The organism is Alkalibacterium gilvum (assembly GCF_900109085.1).
GTDB lineage: Bacteria > Bacillota > Bacilli > Lactobacillales > Carnobacteriaceae_A > Alkalibacterium > Alkalibacterium gilvum.
In genome coordinates this window covers 1-1,159 of the sequence record NZ_FNYW01000090.1, presented here as the reverse complement: position 1 = coordinate 1,159, position 1,159 = coordinate 1, and the positions used below count along the sequence as shown (strand labels likewise).

General features: G+C 26.1%; 1 protein-coding gene. It reads left to right on the top strand.

All coding sequences use genetic code 11. The annotated features are described in order from the left end of the window. Positions 1 to 605: 605 nt before the first annotated feature. On the top strand, positions 606 to 1,094 hold the full coding sequence (lepB, locus tag BMX83_RS10670) for a signal peptidase I (RefSeq protein ID WP_091636860.1): 489 nt from the start codon (positions 606 to 608) through the stop codon (positions 1,092 to 1,094). The last annotated feature ends 65 nt before the right edge of the window (positions 1,095 to 1,159 follow it).

Here is a 1,159-nt window from a genome sequence, read left to right as displayed (position 1 = left end):
CCTAGAAAATCGTTAGACTATAAAACACCCGTTGAAGTATTTTTGGAACACGTACCAGATTGGAAGTTGTCTAGCTTAAGTTGACAAACTAAATAATAAAAAAATAAAATGATTGGAAGTGTCTGAATGAACTTTAACTGGCCGTTTGGTTTAGGTATTTCTATCTATATTTATAATTTGATTAATCAGCATAATTAGTACAAAGAAGCTTATTTAAATTGTAGGTTGTAAGCTCTTAGTCTACTATCTCAATTATTTTAGACAAATAAATATTTAAAGGAGACGCTGAATATGATAGGGAAAATAATAAAAGAAAAAAATTTCAAGACAAATGACTCAAATAGAATTAGCCAAAGGAATATGTTCAACAAAATATCAAAGAACAATTATTCCATGACGCTTTCCACTTTTATTTGATAGTATTTAATGTAGCTAATAGGCTGTTTTAGATTAAAAGAAAGAGTTTTAAAGAAGTATCTGAGATATTAAAAGATATATCAGTATTTGATTGACATTCACTGCTGGTATGGTATGGTATGGTGCGATAACATGCGTTATTAAAGGTTTTTTTAGGTAAGATTATAAATGAATAAAAAGGATATAAAATGAAAGAAAATAAAGCAAAAAAAATATTAATATCACTAATAATTATATTGTTATTATATCTGACTATTAATTACTTTTTTATGTATTTCAGAGTGGTCAATGATTCGATGTCTCCTAACTTAAACAAAGAGGATTATATCGTAGCTATTAAATCTAACAGCTATGAATCGGGTGATATTATAGTTTTTGAACAGGAGGATAAAGTATTAATTAAAAGAATTATTGCGAGTTCAAATGAAAAAGTAAATATTGATCAAAATGGCAATGTTTTTGTAAATGATGAGTTTTTATATGAACCATATATTCAATCAAAAAGTATAGAACCTTACAATATTAAATTTCCTTACACAGTTCAAGAAAATAATTTTTTCATAATGGGAGATAATCGGAAAAAGTCCATTGATTCAAGAATGCATGAAATTGAAACGGTAAGTGAAAATGAATTATTAGGAAAATACTTATTTAAATTACCGATCATTAAAAAATAATTAAGAAAGGATGGATACTGAATATGCCAAAAAAGAAAGGCTCTAAATCCTTTTTAAATAAAAAA